General features: G+C 36.3%; 15 protein-coding genes. 3 read left to right on the plus strand and 12 right to left on the minus strand.

What is annotated here, in order from left to right; all coding sequences use genetic code 11:
* Positions 1–135 precede the first annotated feature (135 nt).
* On the minus strand, positions 136–1,401 hold the full coding sequence (icd, locus tag ACFCT9_RS03950) for an NADP-dependent isocitrate dehydrogenase (RefSeq protein WP_412521064.1): 1,266 nt from the start codon (positions 1,399–1,401) through the stop codon (positions 136–138).
* Positions 1,402–1,463: 62 nt separating this feature from the next.
* Positions 1,464–2,582, minus strand: a complete 1,119-nt coding sequence (locus ACFCT9_RS03955) for a citrate synthase (protein ID WP_412521066.1) — start codon at positions 2,580–2,582, stop codon at positions 1,464–1,466.
* A gap of 361 nt (positions 2,583–2,943) precedes the next feature.
* Between ACFCT9_RS03955 and ACFCT9_RS03960 the strand changes: the two genes are divergently transcribed.
* Positions 2,944–4,305, plus strand: coding sequence for an amino acid permease (locus tag ACFCT9_RS03960; protein ID WP_412521068.1), 1,362 nt, complete (start codon positions 2,944–2,946; stop codon positions 4,303–4,305).
* Positions 4,306–4,613: 308 nt separating this feature from the next.
* Here the strand turns inward: ACFCT9_RS03960 and pyk are convergent, their stop codons facing one another.
* The 8 genes from pyk to ACFCT9_RS04000 all read right to left on the minus strand — a co-directional run bounded on the left by pyk (position 4,614) and on the right by ACFCT9_RS04000 (position 16,549).
* Positions 4,614–6,374: a pyruvate kinase gene (pyk, locus tag ACFCT9_RS03965; RefSeq protein WP_412521070.1), complete on the minus strand. Its 1,761-nt coding sequence runs from the start codon at positions 6,372–6,374 to the stop codon at positions 4,614–4,616.
* A gap of 36 nt (positions 6,375–6,410) precedes the next feature.
* Positions 6,411–7,379, minus strand: a complete 969-nt coding sequence (gene pfkA, locus ACFCT9_RS03970) for a 6-phosphofructokinase (RefSeq protein ID WP_412521071.1) — start codon at positions 7,377–7,379, stop codon at positions 6,411–6,413.
* A 286-nt stretch (positions 7,380–7,665) separates the two neighbouring features.
* A complete protein-coding gene (locus ACFCT9_RS03975; RefSeq protein ID WP_412521072.1) occupies positions 7,666–8,610 on the minus strand; it encodes an acetyl-CoA carboxylase carboxyltransferase subunit alpha in 945 nt (314 codons plus the stop codon).
* Positions 8,603–9,475 carry an acetyl-CoA carboxylase, carboxyltransferase subunit beta gene (gene accD / locus ACFCT9_RS03980; RefSeq protein WP_412521074.1) on the minus strand — a complete coding sequence of 291 codons (873 nt, stop codon included), beginning with the start codon at positions 9,473–9,475 and terminating at the stop codon, positions 8,603–8,605. Before accD ends, ACFCT9_RS03975 begins: the two co-directional genes overlap by 8 nt.
* A 63-nt stretch (positions 9,476–9,538) precedes the next feature.
* Complete coding sequence (locus ACFCT9_RS03985) at positions 9,539–10,768, minus strand: NADP-dependent malic enzyme (RefSeq protein ID WP_412521076.1); 1,230 nt, start codon at positions 10,766–10,768, stop codon at positions 9,539–9,541.
* A 277-nt stretch (positions 10,769–11,045) separates the two neighbouring features.
* Positions 11,046–14,246, minus strand: coding sequence for a DNA polymerase III subunit alpha (locus ACFCT9_RS03990; protein ID WP_412521078.1), 3,201 nt, complete (start codon positions 14,244–14,246; stop codon positions 11,046–11,048).
* A 25-nt stretch (positions 14,247–14,271) separates the two neighbouring features.
* On the minus strand, positions 14,272–15,219 hold the full coding sequence (locus ACFCT9_RS03995) for a DHH family phosphoesterase (protein WP_412521079.1): 948 nt from the start codon (positions 15,217–15,219) through the stop codon (positions 14,272–14,274).
* Positions 15,220–15,253: 34 nt separating this feature from the next.
* Complete coding sequence (locus tag ACFCT9_RS04000) at positions 15,254–16,549, minus strand: DRTGG domain-containing protein (RefSeq protein ID WP_412521081.1); 1,296 nt, start codon at positions 16,547–16,549, stop codon at positions 15,254–15,256.
* Positions 16,550–16,772: 223 nt separating this feature from the next.
* Between ACFCT9_RS04000 and ACFCT9_RS04005 the strand changes: the two genes are divergently transcribed.
* On the plus strand, positions 16,773–17,186 hold the full coding sequence (locus ACFCT9_RS04005; protein ID WP_107604757.1) for a universal stress protein: 414 nt from the start codon (positions 16,773–16,775) through the stop codon (positions 17,184–17,186).
* A 50-nt stretch (positions 17,187–17,236) separates the two neighbouring features.
* Here the strand turns inward: ACFCT9_RS04005 and ACFCT9_RS04010 are convergent, their stop codons facing one another.
* A complete protein-coding gene (locus ACFCT9_RS04010) occupies positions 17,237–17,929 on the minus strand; it encodes a metal-dependent hydrolase (protein ID WP_412521084.1) in 693 nt (230 codons plus the stop codon).
* Positions 17,930–18,071: 142 nt separating this feature from the next.
* On the opposite strand from ACFCT9_RS04010, the gene ACFCT9_RS04015 reads away from it, so the two are divergent.
* Positions 18,072–19,127, plus strand: a complete 1,056-nt coding sequence (locus tag ACFCT9_RS04015) for a M24 family metallopeptidase (protein ID WP_412521086.1) — start codon at positions 18,072–18,074, stop codon at positions 19,125–19,127.
* Positions 19,128–19,294: 167 nt separating this feature from the next.
* Here ACFCT9_RS04015 and ald read toward each other — a convergent pair whose 3' ends face one another.
* Positions 19,295–20,413 carry an alanine dehydrogenase gene (ald, locus tag ACFCT9_RS04020; RefSeq protein WP_412521088.1) on the minus strand — a complete coding sequence of 373 codons (1,119 nt, stop codon included), beginning with the start codon at positions 20,411–20,413 and terminating at the stop codon, positions 19,295–19,297.
* Between the last annotated feature and the right edge of the window lie 6 nt (positions 20,414–20,419).

The following is a 20,419-nucleotide window of genomic DNA, read 5'->3' on the forward strand; positions in this document are numbered from 1 at the left end:
TTATATTTTCAAAAAGATAACATAGTACGAAACATCTTTACATAAACTTAACATACGCTTAATAACCTATAAAAGCAAAAAAATAAAGCTATACCACCCTTTTAGAGAGCGGTATAGCTTGAAACAGATTGATGCTTATAGGTTTTTGATTAATTCATCAGCAAACTCAGAAGTTTTCACTTCTTTCGCACCATCCATCATACGTGCGAAGTCATACGTTACAACTTTAGATGCAATTGTTTTTTCAATTGAATCTGTGATTAAGTCAGCAGCTTCTTGCCAACCTAAGTGTTCTAACATTAATACTGCACTTAATAATTCTGATGAAGGGTTCACTTTATCTTGGTCTGCATATTTAGGTGCAGTACCGTGCGTTGCTTCGAAAATCGCATGGCCAGTATCATAGTTGATGTTTGCACCAGGTGCAATACCGATACCGCCAACTTGTGCTGCTAATGCGTCAGAAATGTAGTCACCATTTAAGTTCATAGTTGCTACAACGTCGTATTCAGCAGGACGTGTTAAGATTTGTTGTAAGAAGATATCCGCAATTGAGTCTTTGATGATGATTTTACCATCAGCCACTGCTTGATCTTGGATTTTATCTGCTTCTTCTTTACCTTTTTCTTCTACTAAGCGATCATGTTGTTGCCAAGTGAAGACTTTATCGCCGAATTCACTTTCAGCTAAATCATAACCCCATTGTTTGAATGCACCTTCAGTAAATTTCATAATATTACCTTTGTGCACTAATGTTACTGATTTACGATTGTTATCAATCGCATATTGGATAGCTGAGCGTACTAAACGTTCAGTACCTTCTTTAGAGACAGGTTTTACACCGATACCAGAAGTTTCTGGGAAGCGGATATTTTTAGCACCCATTTCATCTTGTAAGAAATCAATTAATTTCTTAGCTTCAGGTGTACCTTCTTTAAATTCGATACCTGCATAAATGTCTTCAGTGTTTTCACGGAAGATAACCATGTCAGTGTCTTCAGGACGTTTAACAGGAGATGGAACACCTTTGAACCAACGTACTGGACGTAAGCAAGCATATAAGTCTAATGTTTGACGTAATGCTACGTTTAATGAACGGATACCGCCACCGATTGGTGTAGTTAAAGGTCCTTTGATTGCGATTAAATATTCTTCAATCGTATCTAAAGTTTCTTGTGGTAACCATTCGCCAGTTTCATCATATGCTTTTTGACCAGCTAAGATTTCTTTCCATTCGATTTTTTTCTCACCGTTGTATGCTTTTTCAACCGCTGCATCTAATACACGGCTTGCTGCTCTCCAAATGTCTGGTCCAATACCATCACCGATGATAAATGGAATAATAGGATTGTTTGGTACTAATAAACCGTCTTCTTGTTTAACAATTTTTTCTGGTGCCATTCTAAATTCCTCCGTTAATATAAATTTTGTGCTGTATGATTCAAGAATGTCGCTGTTAAAATCTAGCGCTCTTCAATCGGTAAATATTTACGATTTGTTTCACCGATATATCGCGCACGTGGTCTCATAATACGATTATCTCTATATTGCTCGAAAATGTGTGCTAACCAACCTGCAGAACGACTCACTGCGAAGATTGGAGTAAATAAATCATGCGGAATGTTCATGCTGTGATAAACAGTGGCACTATAAAAGTCTACGTTAGCGATGATTCCTGTACGTTCTTTCATTAAGTCTTCAATCGCTACTGAGATATCATAGAGATGTTTTTGGCCTGTTTCATCCGTAATTTTTTTACTCATAGTTTTTAAATATTTTGCACGTGGATCTCCGTTTTTATAAACACGGTGTCCAAAGCCCATAACTTTCTCTTTGTTTTTCAATTTATTATCAATATATGGTTCAACTTCATCCACTGAATGAATTTCAGATAACATGTTCATAACACGTTCGTTTGCACCGCCATGTAGAGGTCCTTTTAATGAACCTACTGCCGCAACAATACCTGAATACATATCTGATAAAGATGATACTGCACAACGTGCTGTGAATGCTGATGCATTTAATTCATGGTCTGCATGCAATACCAATGCTTTGTTAAATGCTTCAACTTCAATGTCAGTTGGTTCTTCACCGCGTAACATATAAAGGAAGTTTGCCGCATAGTTTAAACCTTTCTTAGGATAAACCGGCTCTTTACCTTGTCTTACACGTTCAAATGACGCCACAAGTGATGCCATTTTAGCTTGAATTCTGATTGCGCGTTCTAATTTTTCTTCATCAGTCTCTGTTTCAGCATTATCATCAAAGTGTGCAATGTATGATACTGATGTTCTTAATGCTGTCATTGGATGAACATCATCTGTCGCATAATCTTCGAAATGCTCATAGACTTTTTGATCTAACTTCGCATATTCGTATAATTTCTCTTGCAACTTATCCAATTCGTCTTGCGTTGGTAGTCTATAGTTCCATAATAAAAATACTACTTCTTCAAATAATGCGTTTTCTGCTAAATCATCGATGTCGTAACCAGCATATGTCAGTTGGCTATCGATAATTGAGCTTACCTTAGTTTCAGCTGCAATTACCCCTTCTAAACCTTTATGCAATTCTGCCATATTAATTTCCCCTTTTCTATAACAAATTGAAATGGCTTTCATTTAGTATTATATCCAATATATACCCATTTGTGAACAATTTCGAAACTTTACATAAAGCGGTTCCAATGTTCTAACAGCTAAAACAACCTGTTTTGACCACATCTCATTGCTTTTATAGGTATTATATTACATTTTTATAGTTTTAAGTAACGAAAACCCCTGTAAATCTGCCGATTATTTCTAATTAATTATCATTCTTCATAACTTTTATTCATTGATAATTGCATGAAAATTCCCAATATTTACAAAAACCATTTGTCATATTCTATGGATATGTGCATAATATTAATAAGGTGCAAAAAGGGAGTTGAATTAATTTATGGCAAACAATTTACAAAGAGAGTTAAGCAATCGACACATACAGTTAATCGCGATTGGCGGCGCGATTGGTACTGGATTGTTCTTAGGGGCAGGACAAACGATTGCAATGACAGGACCTTCCATACTACTAACCTACATCATTATCGGTTTGATGTTGTTTATGTTTATGAGAGGTTTAGGGGAAATCTTAATTTCAAACACTAATTTTAAATCATTCGCAGATGTTACGAATGAATATATCGGGCCTTTCGCAGGCTTTGTGACAGGTTGGACATATTGGTTATGTTGGATCATCACAGGAATGGCAGAAGTGACAGCCGTCGCAAAATATGTCAGCTTCTGGTGGCCAGCAATTCCTAACTGGGTCAGCGCACTTGTCTGTGTACTTGTGTTAATGGCATTTAACTTATTAAGTGCAAAGATTTTCGGTGAATTAGAATTCTGGTTTGCGATTATCAAAGTTACAACAATCATTGTTTTAATCGTTGTTGGTTTAGGCATGATTTTTATGGCTTATCAAACTAAATTCGGTCATGCCAGCTTCACACACTTATATAATCACGGAATCTTCCCTAAAGGGGTATCAGGCTTCTTCATGTCATTCCAAATGGCACTCTTCTCATTCGTAGGGATTGAGTTAATAGGTGTAACAGCTGGAGAAACCAAAGATCCTGAAAAGACAATTCCAAAAGCGATTAATAGTGTACCTGTACGTATCCTTCTATTCTATGTGGGATCACTTGCAGTGATTATGTCAATTATTCCTTGGTACAAAGTAGATCCATCTGACAGTCCGTTCGTAAGATTGTTCGCATTAGTCGGAATACCATTCGCAGCAGGTATCATCAACTTCGTAGTTCTGACAGCTGCTGCATCATCATGTAACAGTGGTATTTTCTCAAATAGCCGTATGTTATTCGGTTTATCTAGACAAGAACAAGCACCACCTATTTTCAACAAAACAAATAAACACGGTGTACCGCACATCGCAATCTTTGTTTCATGTGCATTGTTACTTGTCGCAGCATTATTAAACTATATCTTCCCAGATGCAACATTAGTATTCACATATGTAACAACAATATCAACCGTATTATTCTTAGTCGTTTGGGCATTAATTATCGTTGCTTATATTAACTATCAAAAACGTAATCCTCAAGCACATAAGAATTCAATTTATAAATTACATGGTGGACGTTTCTCAGGATACTTAATTCTAATCTTTTTCGTTTTTGTATTCGCCTTATTATTCGTCAACCCAGTAACAAGAACTGCAGTATTTTTATCTCCAATCTGGTTTATCTTACTAGGTTTCATGTACTGGAGATACACTCAACAACTTAAGAAACATCACTCATAAAATATATTAAATTGTGCACCCTATCTTTATGCGTTTACTCATTTTTAGAGTAAGCGCATTTTCTTTTGCTATCTACATCGCATATAACGCTTTTACAAGGCTATTGGCGCGCAAATTGTCTTGAGCCTATAAAATTTAACCTCACCTCTTTCATCGCGCTAAATAGTGCTTAAAACAGGAAATAACGAGATGCAACTTTAATACATTACTTTAGAGTGTATTTTTCTAGATCTGCATACAAAAAAACTGCCTGCTCCAAAGGAACAGACAGCTTGTATATTCAATATTTAATGTTTTTGTTCTATCAATTATAGGACGTTTGCATAACCGTCATAGACACGGCCAGTGTTTGCATCTACTGTGATTGTTACATCATCAGCGATTAATTTAGTTGCGTTTTTAGCACCAACAATTGTTGGAATGCCTTGTTCTAAACCGATAATTGCACTTGGTGAAGTGATACCAGCTTCTTCAGCAACTAAACCAGCAGCTTGTTCTACATATGGTACAAATGTTTCATCTGTAGAATGTGTAACGATGATTGAGTCTGAAAGATCTCTGCCTTCTAATTCAGATGCTTCGTTTACCACGATTGCATTACCTACTACTGAATTACGTCCAACACCTTGACCTTTAACAAGTTCATCGCCAACTAAGTGTAATTTCATCATGTTAGTTGTACCTTTTTCACCAGTTGGTACACCAGCAGTGATGATTAATAAGTCACCATTTTGAACGCGTCCAGTTTCGATAGCTGTTGCTACTGCATTGTTAAGTAATGCGTCAGTAGTTTTGCGTCCTTTTTTAACGACTGGGAATACGCCCCATACTAATGCTAATTGACGAGCTGTTTCTGGGTTTGGTGTAACAGCGATAATGTCTGAATGTGGACGGAATTTAGAGATAGTTCTTGCAGTTGAACCACTTTCAGTTGCAGCTACGATTGCTTTAACTTTTAAGTTTAATGCAGTGTGTGCTACAGAAACACCGATTGCGTTAACTAAGTTAGTTTCTTCTAATTTAGTACGGTCGTTCAATAATTTTTTGTAGTTTTGAGCTGCTTCTGCTGCAACGGCAATATTTCTCATTGCTTTAACAGCTTCTTCTGGATATAAACCAGCAGCAGTTTCACCAGATAACATAACTGCGTCTGTACCATCATAGATAGCGTTCGCTACGTCACTTGCTTCGGCTCTTGTTGCACGTGGGTTACGTTGCATTGAGTCTAACATTTGAGTTGCAGTGATAACTGGTTTACCTAATTTATTACATTGTCTGATAAGGTCTTTTTGGATAACTGGTACATTTTCAGGTGGAATTTCAACACCCATGTCACCACGTGCTACCATTAAACCGTCAGAAACTTCAAGGATTTCTTTAATATTGTCGATACCTTCTTGGTTTTCGATTTTAGGAAGAATTTGAATGTTTGTGCTGCGTTCTTCTTCTAAAATTTTACGGATATCTAATACGTCACTTGGGCGACGTACAAAGCTTGCTGCGATTAAATCGATGTTTTGATCAATACCGAAGCGGATATCATCAGCATCTTTATCAGTAATACCAGGTAAGTTAACTTTAACGTTTGGTAAGTTTACACCTTTTTTGTTTTTAATTTCACCTGAGTTGAGGATTTCACATAAAACTTCGCCTTTATCTTTATTGATTTCTTTAACTTCTAATTCTACTAAACCATCGTCTAATAAAATGTAAGAACCAATTTCAATGTCGTTGATTAAATCTGAATAAGTTACAGAAAATTTATCAGCTGTACCTAAAACTTCTTCCATGCTTACGATAACTTCTTTACCTTTTTCTAAGAAAATCACACCATCTTTCATGTTGTGTGTTCTGATTTCAGGTCCTTTTGTATCAAGCATGATCGCAATCGTTTTGTCTAAACGTTGTGCTACTTCTCTGATACGGTCAATACGAACTTTATGTTCCGCGTGGTCACCGTGTGAGAAGTTCAAACGGGCAACGTTCATGCCGGCGTTCATTAATTTTTCTAACATTTCTTCAGATTCTGATGCAGGTCCAATCGTACAAACGATTTTAGTTTTTCTCATTATAAAAGCCTCCTAAAAATTTCACTAAGTCTATCATTAAATTGATAATTCTTGTGCTAACTCATACATATTAAAATTAAACTTACTACCTTTATTACCGAAGATTTCATCAAATGGTGTTTGAGTTAATTCATTTTGTTTAATGCCAACTCCCAATGCTGTTTTACCTTCAAGTAGTAATTCTACGGCATGACCGCCAAGTCTTGATGCCAACACTCTGTCTTGTCCAGTCGGGCTGCCGCCACGTTGGATATGACCAAGTACAGATACGCGTCCATCCACATGGATGTATTTTGCTAATTCATCTGCACATTCTTGTCCTGACATGACACCTTCAGCTACGATGACGATAGAATGTTTTTTACCTCTTTTAATACCGGCTTCTATTTTTTCTGCGATATCTTTAATATCTGTTTTTTCTTCTGGAACAAGGATTGTTTCTGCACCGACAGCTAAACCAGCCCACAATGCAAGGTCACCACAATCACGACCCATAACTTCGATAATAAATGTTCTGGCATGACTTGATGCAGTGTCTCTAATTTTATCGACAGAATCAATAATTGTATTGAGTGCTGTGTCAAAACCAATTGTGAAGTCTGTACCTGGAATATCATTATCGATAGTTCCCGGAATACCGATTGTTTGAATTTCTGGACATTCTTCACTGATACGTTGTGCACCACGATAACTGCCGTCACCGCCGATTACAACTAATCCATCAATACCATGACTTCTTAAGTTTTCAATTGCTTTCGCACGTACTTCTTTGTCCTTGAATTCTGGGCAACGTGCAGAGTAAAGGAATGTACCGCCGCGTTGAATTGTATCTCCCACTGATCCTAATTCAAGCTTTTTAAGATCATCATTTATCAATCCGAGATAGCCTTGGTACACACCGTAAACTTCAATCCCATTATAAATGGCAGTACGCACAACTGCTCGAACAGCAGCGTTCATTCCCGGAGCGTCTCCACCACTTGTCAAAACTGCAATTTTTTTCATGACAACTGACCTTCCTAACTTGTATGATTTACATTAAAAATACCATAAAATAGCGTGGTTATCCATAAAAATACCATGCAATCCATAATGTAAACGTTTTATATTTCTATTTTCGAAATATAGCCACACTTTTTATTTAATATGGATACAATACGCATATTTTTACAGTATGATTCTTACAATTTCTGATATTTTTAATCATCACAATTAGCGTAACACTCTAATACAAAATGAAAAGGATTCTACACTCTTCCCTAAAATAGAAGTATAGAATCCTTTTCCCTAATTATTCTTTATATTCACCCATTTGGCGGAATTTTTCAAAACGATCATCCGCTAATGCTTGTCCATCTAATTTTTTCAACGCTTCTAAGTGAGAAACAAACGCTTTTTTAATACTGCTCGCTTGTTGTTCAACATCTTTATGTGCGCCGCCAAGTGGTTCAGTAATTACTTCATCAATCACACCTAATTCTTTTAAATCAGGTGCAGTAATTTTCATTGTTTCAGCCGCAATTTTAGAAAGATTGCTGTCTTTCCATAATAGTGCTGCAGCACCTTCTGGTGAAATAACAGAGTACGTACTATTTTCAAGCATTAATACTCTATTCGCGATACCGATACCTAAAGCACCGCCGCTTCCGCCTTCCCCAATTACCAATGTGATAACAGGTACTTTCAAACTAGACATTTCAATCAAGTTTCTCGCAATTGATTCACTTTGTCCGCGTTCTTCAGCGGATTTACCTGGATAGGCACCTTTTGTGTCAATGAAAGTAAAGATTGGTCGATTGAATTTTTCTGCTTGTTTCATTAAACGCAGCGCTTTACGATATCCTTCAGGATGCGCCATACCGAAATTACGATAAATATTATCTTTCGTGTCTTTACCACGTTGCTGTCCAACGACAGTGACTGGTTGACCGTTTAAATAACCAATTCCACCTATCATTGCTGGATCATCTCTGAAATTTCTATCCCCATGTAATTCCATAAAGTCATCAAAAATATATGAAATATAATCTAGTGTTGTAGGTCTTTCTTGCAATCTTGCTAATTGAACACGATCCCAAGGTTTAAGATGCTTGTAAATTTTTTCAGTTTCACGCTCAAGAGAAGCCTCTAACATGTCAATTTCTTCTTGCAAATCCACATCATTTTTCTCTTGTGATTCTTTCAAAGCATCTATTTTATTTTTAATATCAAATAACGGCTTTTCAAAATCAAGCATCTTTATTCACCTCTTGTCCTGTATGCATTTTCAATATTTGACTTAAAGTAGCTCTCATATCTTTACGATGCACTACTTTGTCTAATTGACCGTGTTCTAATAAGAATTCCGCAGTTTGGAAATCATCTGGCAATTTTTCGTTAATTGTTTGTTCGATGACACGACGTCCCGCAAATCCGATTAAAGCACGTGGTTCTGATAAGTTAATATCACCTACTGACGCAAAGCTGGCAGAAACGCCGCCTGTTGTTGGATGCGTCATATAAGAAATATATAATAAGCCGGCATCAGAATGACGTTTTAATGAAACGCTTGTTTTACCCATTTGCATTAATGAAATAATCCCCTCTTGCATTCTGGCACCGCCACTTGCAGAAAATAGGATAAATGGCAAACGCTGTTCAGTACAATAATCAATAATACGGCAAATTTTTTCGCCGACTACAGAACCCATACTCCCCATTCTGAAACGTGAATCCATCACTGCAACACCGTATTTTGTACCATCTAATTCGGCTGTTCCAGTTACCACAGCTTCATTTAAGTCAGTTTTGCTTTGATCTTTTTGAATTTTTTCTTCGTAACCAGGAAAGTCTAAAGGATTGGCAGATGTCATTCCTTTATCAAACTCTTTAAATGTTCCCTCATCTGAAATCGCTTCAATACGTTTATATGCAGTCAATGATAAGTGATGATCGCAATTGAAACATACATTGAGGTTTTCAGAAAGTTCTTTCGTATACATGATTTTCTTACATTTTGGACATTTAGTCATGATACCTGATGGAACGTCATTCTGTTTTGAATCTTGGACAGTTACATATTTTTTCTTTTTACTGCCGCGATTGAAAAAATCTTTAAACATTGGTCAACCTCCACATCACTATTATGTTGATTTATAAACATAACAGCACTTTGTAAAAATAAACTATTTAATATCAGTTAATCTCATCGTTTTATTGTATATTTCATCTGGGTCAACTTCAACCCTAGCAACTCCAGATTCCATAGCTGCTTTCGCTACATTGCGTGCAACCGATGGTGCTACACGCTTGTCAAAAGGTGCTGGAATACAGTATTCCGGTGATAATTCGTCCGGTTCAATTAAATTTGCGATAGCTTGTACAGCTGCTTGTTTCATTTTCTCATTGATATGTGTAGCACGTACATCTAAAGCCCCTCTGAAAATACCTGGGAAAGCTAATACGTTATTGATTTGGTTCGGATAATCTGAACGTCCAGTTCCCACAACTTTTGCCCCTGCTGCTTTGGCATCATCCGGATTGATTTCTGGATTAGGATTTGCCATCGCAAAAATAATACTATCTTTATTCATTGATTTTACCATATCTTGTGATAATGCATTAGCAACAGATACACCGATAAAGACATCAGCACCTTGAATTACATCTGCTAATTTTCCATCTTCTTTATCTTTATTTGTCCATTCAGCTACAAATTCTTTCGTTTCATTCATGCCATGCGGACGGCCTTTATAAATTGCACCTTTTGAATCGCACATGATCATATTACGCACACCATAAGAATATAATAATTTAACAATGGCAATACCTGCAGCACCTGCACCATTCAAAACAACTTTGATATCAGACAATGATTTCTCAGTAATTCTTAACGCATTAATCAATCCAGCCATTGTCACGATTGCTGTCCCGTGCTGGTCATCATGAAAGACTGGAATTTTTGTCTCTTTCTTTAAACGATTTTCAATTTCAAAACAGCGCGGTGCAGAAATATCTTCTAAGTTGATACCACCATAGTTCGGTTCAAGCAATTTAACTGTTTTGATAATTTCTTCTGTATCTGTCGTGTCTAAAGCTATTGGTACACCGCTGACGCCAGCAAAACTTTTGAATAAGACTGCCTTACCTTCCATCACAGGAATACTGGCTTCAGGTCCAATATTACCCAAGCCTAACACTGCAGTGCCATCTGTCACTACTGCGACAGTATTGCCTTTTGATGTATAATCATAAACCTTGCGAGGATCCTCATAGATCTCTTTACAGGGTTCTGCTACACCAGGAGAATAAGCTAAGCTTAATTCTTCTTTATTTGTAACTTTCACTTTAGGTGTAACATCAAATTTACCTTGATTTCTTTTATGCATTTCTAAAGCATCGTCTCTTAATGACAAACCAATCGCTCCTTCATTTTGAATCATTTATCGAAATAAATTCACTTTTTCTATGTTAAAACTATTACTTAGTTGATCCATTATATTTACTGAAAATTTACAAATAAACTTTCATTTTTAGTACTACTCTGAATTTTATGTACTGATTATAACACAGATAATACTGTTTCACTGATTCTCATGTGTCAAATTATTAATTTCCTTAATTTTGTCAACGAATCGCTTAAAAATTTTAAAAGTCTGCAATCAATGTGAAGCATTGTCACAGACTTTTACGTTACATTAAACGAATATTTTCAGGTGCGATTTGTTGCACTAATCTTTCTATTGTCTCAATATCACGTTCAATTCTTCCAACTTGTCTCATTTGATTCGATTTTTCATCATAATAATAAATAGGAAGTTGTTGATGCGTTTCTGATGTTTCTCTATCAAACTGAAGTGTTTCGACATCTATTTTTCTCAAAATAATTCTTGTTGCTTGTTCAAATACCAATTTTTCATAAGCTTCTAATGTTTGGATTTCATTAATAATCAGCTGCTGCTTTTGATTACGGTTTTCAAATTTACCTTTTACAATAAACGGTTTTTCTTCTAACAATAAGGTTTCATAACGTTGGAATGCATCAGGGAAAAGAACACTATCTAACGTATTTGCGCCATCGTTCAAAGTCGCAAATGCCATGGGTTGTCCTTTTTTCGTACGAATACGTCTAAGTGTATCCATTTGTACTAATACTGGTTGATTATTCTTGGCATTATTCAACTTAAAGATGCTTAAAAACTGCTTCGCTTCAAACAATTTTTCTATCGGGTGTTTTGTGATATAAAATCCTAAGTATTCTTTTTCAAAATTGCTTAAAGCTAAATCAGGCAGTTCTTCTTTTTGTTGGTACTCTAACTTAGGTGTAACAAAATCAAAAATCAATTCATCTTGTTCAACCTGATTAGAAGAATCTAATACTTCATCTAACGTGCCAAGTAACGTTGCACGTGTTTCACCAAATTGGTCAAAGGCTCCAACTAAGATAAGTGCTTCTAATAATTTACGTGTTTTCACCCTTTTAGATAATCGTCTCGTAAAATCAAAGAAGTCTTTATAGCGTCCGTTTTGATAACGTTCATCTACGATAGATTTAACACTTTGATACCCCACACCTTTGATGGTACCTAAAGATAAATAAATCCCTTGTTCAGCAGCTTTATAATACCAATGACTTTCATTGATGTCTGGCGGCAAAATCTTCAAATTCATAGTTTTTGCCTCAGCAATCATTTGTTCTGTCTTTTTCTCGCTGCCAATCACATTCGTTAAGATATTCGCATAAAAGTAATTCGTATAATGTACTTTTAAGTAAGCCATCGTATATGCTACTTTCGAATAACTCACCGCATGCGCACGTGGGAAACCATAATCAGCGAACTTAAGAATTAAGTCAAAAATCTGTTTGCTTAATTGTTCAGAGTAACCATTTCGGCTCGCACCTTCGATAAAGTGTTGACGTTCATTTTCTAAAACAGCACGATTCTTTTTACTCATTGCACGACGTAGAATATCCGCTTCACCATAACTAAATCCTGCGAATTTGCTGGCTATCTGCATGATTTGTTCTTGATAAATAATAACGCCATATGTCGATTTTAAAATCGGTGCTAAATCTGGATGCAAATAAGCAACTCTGGATGGATCGTGGCGTCGTGCAATGTACGTTGGAATTTCTTCCATCGGCCCTGGACGATATAATGACGTCATAGCAACAATATCTTCAAAATGTTGAGGTTGTAAACGTCTTAGCGCATCTCTAACGCCGTCAGATTCTAATTGGAATAGACCGGTTGTTTCACCGAGTGACAACATTTTAAATACTTTTTCATCATCAAAAGGAATTGCTTCGATATCTATGTCGATATTTAAATCTCGCTTCACCTGTTTAATAATTTGATGAATGATAGATAAGTTTCTAATGCCTAAAAAGTCAATTTTCAATAACCCGAGTCTTTCATCTTCGGTCATCGTCCATTGTGTCAATAAACCTGTGTCACCCATTAACAACGGTACATATTGATAGAGCGGACGTTCATTAATAATAATCCCTGCCGCATGCGTAGATGTATGTCTTGGTAAGCCTTCTAATTTCTTACACAAGTCAAACCACATTTCATGTCTGTGATTACGTTGCACAAAACTTTGAAATGCTTCAGTTGCATTAGCTTCATCCAAAGTTACACCTGGCTTAGAGGGAATTAATCGAGAAATTTCACTTAATGTCTTTTCGTCAAATCCCATAATACGACCAACATCTCTAGCGACTGCTTTCGCTTGTAGATGACCAAACGTGACGATACCTGAAACATGGTAATCCCCATATTTTTGTTGGACATATTCAATCACACGTTCACGCTGTGTATCCTCAAAGTCGATATCAATATCAGGCATTGTCACACGCTCTGGATTTAAGAATCTTTCAAATAATAAGTTGTTCTTGATTGGATCAATGGTAGTAATATTCAATAAATAACTAATTAAAGACCCTGCAGAAGATCCACGACCAGGCCCCACCATAATGTCCTCTGTTTTCGCATAATGAATCAGATCACTAACAATAAGGAAATAATCTTCATATCCCATTTTTGTGATGACGCTAAACTCATAATCTAAACGTTCGCGGTATTGTTTATTATCTAAATGCATGCGTTTAATAGCGTTATCAAGCAATTGATATAGATAATCTTTCGAAGTAATACCATCAGGCGTATCATACTGAGGTAATAAAGACTGATGATAATCAATCGTGATATTACATTGTTCTGCTAAAGTGTTTGTATTATCAATGATTTCTTGCGGTAAGCCAAAGCGTTCTATATCTGCTTGACTATATAAATGCGCATGTTGTTCACTGCCTGTATTGACTAAATCTAAGGCTTGATTATGCTTTATCGCCTGTAACGCACTGACAGTATCCGCATCGTTTTCATCCAGATATTTTGCCTCTTGCATCCATACTTGATTTAAATCGAGATGTTCTGCTGCTGTACTGCTTAAATGATCTAAATAAACGTCAGGATGTTCACTAAACATTTCTGCTAAATTCATTTGTTCAGCATTTACACGCTTAAAAATAATGACTAAATCATTTTGATAATGTTTTAGCCATTCAGTAGAAATCGTTTGTTTATCTTGAATTTTAATTGCTGAAGAAAGTTGATACAACGCACTCAAGCCTTGATTATTTTTAGCTAATACAATAGTCTCTATTTCCGATAAACCATCACTTAAATCTACGGTCATACCGATAATCGGTTTGATGCCCGCTTGTCGGCATGCATCATAAAATTGAGGGACTGCATACATAACATTTCTATCCGTCAACGCCAGCGCTTGATAACCTTCTTTAACTGCCTTTTGAACAATATCAGAAACACGCAGACTGGATTCTAATAAATCATATGCGGTATGGATATTTAGATGTGCTTTCATGACTTGAGTCCCTCCTTTTCAAATATTATAATTGTTCGTCAACTAACTTTTGATTCAATGCATCTGCTAAACGATCAAATTCTTCCCAACTATACACAGTTACACCAGAAGCGTTCGGATGTCCGCCCCCGCCGAATTGTTGTGCAATATCATTAATCACTAATTTTTTAGAACGCACACGACAACGGATATCTTCACCTTCATCTACAGCGAAGACCCATACTTTCAATCCTCTTAAATCAGCTATAGTATTAACAAATTGAGAAGCTTCATTTGGTTTAAGTCCAAATTGTTTTAATACTTCTTGCGTAATTTGGACTTTTGCGAAGCCATGGTCGTTCATTTCAAAGTTTTGAAGCACATAACCTTGGAATGGCATTAATTTAGGGTCTTTTTCAGCCATTTTATTTAATTCTGCAGTATGGTCAAATGGATAAGTTAATAGTTGTGCTGCAACTTCCATTGTGTGCACACTTGTATTACTGAATAAGAATCGGCCTGTATCTCCAACAATACCTAAATACAATAGACGTGCCGTTGCTTCATTGATGATAGATGTATCATTGAAATGTGAAATGATATCAAAAATAATTTCACTTGTTGATGAAGCCTCTGTATTAACATAATTTAATTCACCATATTGATCCAACGCTGGATGATGGTCTATTTTAATTAAACCTTTGCCTGATGCATAGCGTTGATCATCTATACGTGGTGCATTCGCTGTATCACATACAATGACTAATGCTTCTTTATATGTGTCGTCACTTACCGCATCAAAGGTACCCATGAAATCTAAAGAAGGTTCACTTTCTCCTACAGCATAAATTTGTTTGTCCGGAAATTTTAATTGTAAATAAGATTTTAAACCTAATTGAGAGCCATAGGCATCTGGGTCTGGTCGCACATGGCGATGGATAATAATTATATCTTCTTGTTCTATACGGTTCATAATTTCATTAAATGTATTCATGTCAATCTCCTTCATTCTTAGTTGATGTCGTCTATTAGCTTTCCAGCATTTGACAAATAATCAATGCTTTTGCGACATCTTGATTACCTTCACGCATGCTGACTTCAATTTTCGCAAAATGTCGTCCAACATCAAGCATGTCATAAATAATTTCCAGTTCAGTTTCGATTGAAACAGTCTTCATATAAATAATACTTAAACTTTCAATCATCACTTCTTGTTTTTTAATTTGGCGCATCTTATAACGAATGGTTTCTTCGATAATTGCGACAAAAGCACCTTTACTCAACGTCCCATATTGACTCGTCAATTGTGGTGCAACATCTACAGTAATCTTATCTTTATGAATGGAAATGTACTTGCCGACTTGATCGTTAATTGTTTCACCAACTTGCGGTTGACGTCCTAACAGCTGCATTGCTCGCAGAACATCTTCACGCGAAACAACACCAAGCAATTTCTTATTAAGCGTCGTGACCGGCAACAGCTCAATTCCTTCCCAAATCATCATATGTGCGCATGTCGCAACGGTTGTCGATACTTGAACATCTAAAACCGGTTTAGTCATTACTTTATATAGATATTCTTCTGAATCTTTCGCAATAATATCTTTGCTTGTTACGATACCCACTAATTTAAAGTCATCATCGACAACTGGAAATCTTGAATGTCCTGTAATTTGTGATCGTCTTTTAACATCAGCAACCGTCATATTTTCTTTTAATACCGTTTCTTCAGTGACAGGTTTAACAATGTCTTCAACAATTAGAATTTCTTTACGAATAATCTGATTATACATCGCACGGTTAATCATATTTGCGACTAAATAGGAATCATAGTTTGAAGATAGAATCGGCAAATCATGTTGATCCGCATAGCGTTTGATTTCAGGTGTTGTGTTGAAACCACCAGTAATTAATACAGCACTGCCATGTCTTAATGCTTCTAACTGCACATCTGTTCTATTACCTACAATCAATAATGTATGTTTCGTTAGATACTTTACGACATTTTCTAATTTCATGGCTCCAATCGCAAATTTAGTCAATGTATTATGCAAGCCATTACGCCCTGCGAGTACTTGACCATCAATAATTTTGACAATCTCACCGAATGTTAATTGTTCAATCTGTTCTCTTGTCTTCTTTTCTATTCTCACAGTCCCGACCCGATCGATGGTTGCGACCAGTCCGAGTTGTTCAGCATCTTTAATTGCACGGTAAGCTGTTCCTTCAGATACCTCTAAATCTTTCGCTATTTTGCGGACAGATATTTTTTGACCCACAGCGAGTGATTCAATGTGTGCAAGAATCTGTTCATGTTTTGTCATTACTTACTTCCCTCATTCTCTGCTTACTCTTCTTATTAATTATAACTTGATTCAGACTAAAAATCGAAGCTAACCTCTCTTGAATTTTAACATGTTATAAGCAGAGTACCTAACTCAACTGTTGCTGTTTTGAAATTTAAACACAGTTTATTTATTTGAGCATAAATTTAATTGGAAAAGTTGACACATTTTTATTAGAATATGTATTAAGGAGGGATTGAGAATGTATAAAAATATTTTACTCGGCGTTGATACTGATTTAGAAAACAAAAAAGCATTAGCAAATATCAGAAAATTGTCTGGTGAAGGCACAATTGTCACTTTATTAAATGCGATTTCTGAACAAGATGCACAAGCTTCTATTAAAGGCGGTACGCATTTAAATGAATTAACAAAAGCACGTAGTCAAGAATTACAGCCTACACGTGATATTCTTGATGAATACGGTATCGAATACGATGAAATCATTGTACGCGGTAACCCTAAAGAAGAACTTGTTAAATTTGCGAATAGCGGTGATTATGACATTTTAGTAGTCAGCAACCGTAAAGCACAAGAGAAAAAGAAATTCGTGCTAGGCAGCGTCAGCCATAAAGTCGCAAAACGTGCTCATATCCCAGTATTAATTGTAAAATAATGAAAAATGCTTGTACATTTGATTGTACAAGCATTTTTATTATCACTTTTTTATTTAAAGTCGACAGATTCACCTGGTTTTAAGATTTGAACTTCGCCTTCAGTAACTAATTTCTTGAATGCTTCAGGGTCTTGTTCAATATAAGGGAATGTATTGTAATGCACAGGCACTGTAATTTTCGGTTTAATCAATTCATTAATTGCGTAGCTGGCATCTTCAATACCCATTGTGAAATTATCGCCGATTGGTACGAAACATACATCGACTGGATGACGATCTGCGATTAATTTCATATCGCTGAATAAGCCAGTGTCACCACAGTGATAAATTGTTTTGCCTTCGATTTCTAAAATTAGACCTGTTGAAGCCCCTAAATAAACGGGAATACCGTTTTCGTTTGTGATACTTGAACTATGGAACGCTTGTACATACTTCACTGATCCAAAGTCAAATTCCCATTTACCGCCGATATTCATTGGGTGTACATTCTCTACACCTTGGGCTGTTGATAAATAATCTGCCACTTCTGCAAGGCCGACAACTGTCGCATTATTTTTTTGCGCAATTTTCACAGTATCCCCAAAGTGGTCTGCGTGGCCATGCGTTAAAATAATATAATCTACCTCTAATTCTTCTGCATTTAAATCTGATAAATCATTACCAGTAATAAATGGATCTACGATGACTTTCTTTCCGTTTGCTTCAAAATAGATTGTTGATTGTCCATGAAATGATAATTCCATTTTTAAAGCCCCCTTCTGTTTCAATCTTAACTCTAGTATAACATTTACCCTACTTTAATCTAAATCACACCCTTGCACTTTTGAATTCTGTATGCGATTAGCTTAAAATAAAGTTAATCACATGAATGGAGGTTGAAGAATTTTGAAAACAGAAGAAATTGTTAAAGAAATACGTAACCAAGACGCAGGGGCTGCTTGGATTACGACACCGCTTAACGTATTCTACTTTTCAGGCTACTTAAGCGATCCTCATGAACGTCTATTAGCTTTATTAATTACCGCTGAGGGTGAAGAAGTATTATTTGTCCCTAAATTAGAAGTAGAAGAGGTTAAAGCCTCTCCGTTCACAGGTAAAGTTGTCGGTAACGCAGATGGTGAAGACCCATTCAAACTTGTGGATTATCACTTCGATAAAATTTTAGTCGAAGAAGATCATTTAACATTGAAACGTCAAAAAGAATTAATTGAAGGTTTCGGTGCTGAATCATTTGGTCCAATTGATCAAACCATCAAAAATTTACGTAATGTCAAAACACCTGAAGAAATTGATAAAATCAAAGAAGCCGCAAAACTTGCGGATAAATGTATTGAAATCGGTGTCGACTTCTTAAAAGAAGGTGTCACTGAAAAAGAAGTTGTTCGTCATATTGAATATGAAATTCAAACAAAATATGGCGTTGACGAAATGAGTTTCGATACAATGGTATTATTTGGCGACCATGCTGCATCACCACATGGTATTCCTGGCGATCGTCAACTTACAAAAGATGAATATGTATTATTCGACTTAGGTGTTGTTTATGAAAACTATTGTTCAGATATGACACGTACAGTTGCTTTCGGCAACCCTAGTGAAAAAGCACAATCTGTTTATAACGTTGTGTTAGAAGCTGAAAAAGCCGCTATTGATATGATTAAACCAGGTGTTGTAATCGGCGATGTAGATAGAAAAGCACGCGGTATTATTGCTGATGCGGGTTATGGTGAATATTTCGTACACCGTCTTGGTCATGGTTTAGGCTTAGAAGAACATGAGTATCAAGATGTTGCAGGTTTCAATACTAATGAATTCGTTCCAGGTATGGTAGTCACTGTTGAACCTGGCGTTTATGTACCGGGTGTAGTCGGTGTTCGTATTGAAGATGACATCCTAGTCACTGAAGATGGTCATGAAGTATTAACACATTATGATAAATAAGCTTTAATTCGTTAGTTATAAAGTGAAGCCTAAGTGCTTCACTTTTTTATGTTTTCACTAAAAAGAAAGACGCCACCTTGTTGCTGTGATTACCCCAAACAGCAACGAGGTGGCGTCATATTGATGTTTTCAGAGCTTTAGACGCTCCTTACATCCCATTAAATTGATTAAGAATTTAATGCTTGATCTACTGGTGTATACGGAAGATCGAACGTACTAGCTACACCTTCATTAGTAACTTGACCGTTGTACACATTCAATCCTAAAGATAATGGTTGGTTATCTTTCAATGCATTTAAATAACCTTTGTTTGCGATTTGTAACGCATAAGGTAATGTCGCATTGTTTAAACCGATAGTAGAAGTACGTGGTACTGCACCTGGCATATTTGCTACCGCATAGTGAACCACACCATGTTTAACATATGTTGGATCATCATGTGTTGTAACGTGGTCAGATGTTTCAAAGATACCACCTTGGTCGATAGCGATATCAACCAATACAGCTCCATCTTTCATATCTTTAACCATTTGTTCAGTGACAAGTTTTGGTGCTTTAGCACCTGGAATTAATACTGCTCCGACAACTAAATCACTTTGTTTAACATTTTCCTCGATGTTAAGCGGGTTAGACATAACTGTATGCACACGTCCGCCGAATAAATCATCAAGTTCTTGTAAACGTTTAGGGTTAACGTCTAAGATAGTTACGTCAGCACCTAAACCTAAAGCGATTTTCGCAGCGTTAGTACCTGCTTGGCCGCCACCGATAATTGTGACTTTACCTTTAGGTACACCAGGAATACCTCCTAGTAATACGCCCATACCGCCATAGAATTTTTGCAAGAATTGCGCACCGATTTGTGTCGCCATTCTACCTGCAACTTCACTCATTGGCGTTAATAATGGTAAAGATCTGTCTGGTAATTGCACCGTTTCGTATGCAATCGCAACGACTCCGTTATCAACAAGTTCTTTTGTTAATGCTTCGTCGTTTGCTAAGTGTAGATAAGTGAATAAGATTAAATCTTTCTTGAAATATTTGTATTCTGGTTCAATTGGTTCTTTAACCTTGATAACCATTTCTACATCCCAAGCTTCACCAGGTCCTTCAACAATTGTAGCACCTGCTTCTTTGTAATCTTCATCCGTAAAGAATGAACCTTCACCTGCGCTGCGTTCTACTTTAACTGTGTGCCCTGCTTCAACTAAAGCGTGAACACCGCTTGGTGATAAACCTACTCTGTTTTCATTATTTTTTATCTCTTTTGGAATACCTATTTTCATTCCGTA

The organism is Staphylococcus simulans (assembly GCF_047037175.1).
GTDB lineage: Bacteria > Bacillota > Bacilli > Staphylococcales > Staphylococcaceae > Staphylococcus > Staphylococcus simulans_C.

What these genes read in the sequence shown, in the direction of transcription:
- icd (WP_412521064.1), bottom strand. Translation starts at nt 1,401, where the DNA reads ATGGCACCAGAAAAAATTGTTAAACAAGAAGACGGTTTATTAGTACCA.
- ACFCT9_RS03955 (WP_412521066.1), bottom strand. Translation starts at nt 2,582, where the DNA reads ATGGCAGAATTGCATAAAGGTTTAGAAGGGGTAATTGCAGCTGAAACT.
- ACFCT9_RS03960 (WP_412521068.1), top strand. Translation starts at nt 2,944, where the DNA reads ATGGCAAACAATTTACAAAGAGAGTTAAGCAATCGACACATACAGTTA.
- pyk (WP_412521070.1), bottom strand. Translation starts at nt 6,374, where the DNA reads ATGAGAAAAACTAAAATCGTTTGTACGATTGGACCTGCATCAGAATCT.
- pfkA (WP_412521071.1), bottom strand. Translation starts at nt 7,379, where the DNA reads ATGAAAAAAATTGCAGTTTTGACAAGTGGTGGAGACGCTCCGGGAATG.
- ACFCT9_RS03975 (WP_412521072.1), bottom strand. Translation starts at nt 8,610, where the DNA reads ATGCTTGATTTTGAAAAGCCGTTATTTGATATTAAAAATAAAATAGAT.
- accD (WP_412521074.1), bottom strand. Translation starts at nt 9,475, where the DNA reads ATGTTTAAAGATTTTTTCAATCGCGGCAGTAAAAAGAAAAAATATGTA.
- ACFCT9_RS03990 (WP_412521078.1), bottom strand. Translation starts at nt 14,246, where the DNA reads ATGAAAGCACATCTAAATATCCATACCGCATATGATTTATTAGAATCC.
- ACFCT9_RS03995 (WP_412521079.1), bottom strand. Translation starts at nt 15,219, where the DNA reads ATGAATACATTTAATGAAATTATGAACCGTATAGAACAAGAAGATATA.
- ACFCT9_RS04000 (WP_412521081.1), bottom strand. Translation starts at nt 16,549, where the DNA reads ATGACAAAACATGAACAGATTCTTGCACACATTGAATCACTCGCTGTG.
- ACFCT9_RS04005 (WP_107604757.1), top strand. Translation starts at nt 16,773, where the DNA reads ATGTATAAAAATATTTTACTCGGCGTTGATACTGATTTAGAAAACAAA.
- ACFCT9_RS04010 (WP_412521084.1), bottom strand. Translation starts at nt 17,929, where the DNA reads ATGGAATTATCATTTCATGGACAATCAACAATCTATTTTGAAGCAAAC.
- ald (WP_412521088.1), bottom strand. Translation starts at nt 20,413, where the DNA reads ATGAAAATAGGTATTCCAAAAGAGATAAAAAATAATGAAAACAGAGTA.